1 pseudogene is annotated in these 835 nt (G+C 51.4%); it reads left to right on the top strand.

Annotated features, from left to right (window positions below):
- Positions 1-835: pseudogene (locus ACO0LN_RS30245) on the top strand (IS3 family transposase); the annotation flags it as partial.

The following is an 835-nucleotide window of genomic DNA, read 5'->3' on the forward strand; positions in this document are numbered from 1 at the left end:
AGATTCAGCGATAGCCAGATTATCGCCATATTGAAACAGGCAGAAGCAGGCTCACCAGTGCCGGAACTATGTCGTGAACATGGTATCAGTGGAGCCACATTCTATAAGTGGAGGTCCAAATTTGGGGGCATGGATGCCTCCCTGATGGCCAGGATGAAGGAACTGGAAGACGAGAACCGTCGTCTCAAAAAGATGTATGCTGAAGAGAAACTCAAGGCGGAGATCATCGCGGAGGCCATGCAAAAAAAATGGTAAAGCCATCTCAGCGGCGCGAGATGGCGCGATGGGCGGTTCAACAACATGCTGTCAGCATAAATACAGCCTGCGCGGCGTTTGCCGTCAGTCAGGTCTGCTATCGGTACGAAGCCCGACTGTCTTCAGAAAACAACCAGATAGCAGACTGGCTGATACGCCTGACGCACAATCAGCGCAATTGGGGTTTTGGTTTGTGTTTCCTGTATCTGCGCAATGTGCAGGGCTACACCTGGAACCACAAGCGGGTATATCGCATCTATCGCCAGCTGGAGCTGAATTTGCGAATCAAACCCAAAAAGCGGCTTAGCAGAGACAAACCACAGGCTTTGGCGCAGCCCGCAGCAATGAACCAGGTCTGGTCCATGGACTTCATGCATGACCAACTGGCCGATGGTCGTAGTATCCGTTTATTCAATGTGATAGACGACTACAACCGCGAAGGTTTGGGCATAGAGGTCGACTTCTCTCTACCGACGGTGCGTGTGATTCGTGTTTTGGACAACATCATAGAATGGCGTGGGAAACCGATGGCGATACGGTGTGACAATGGTCCAGAATTCGTCAGCACCCACTTGATAGC

The organism is Undibacterium sp. TC9W, from assembly GCF_049339865.1.
Taxonomy (GTDB): Bacteria; Pseudomonadota; Gammaproteobacteria; order Burkholderiales; family Burkholderiaceae_D; genus Undibacterium.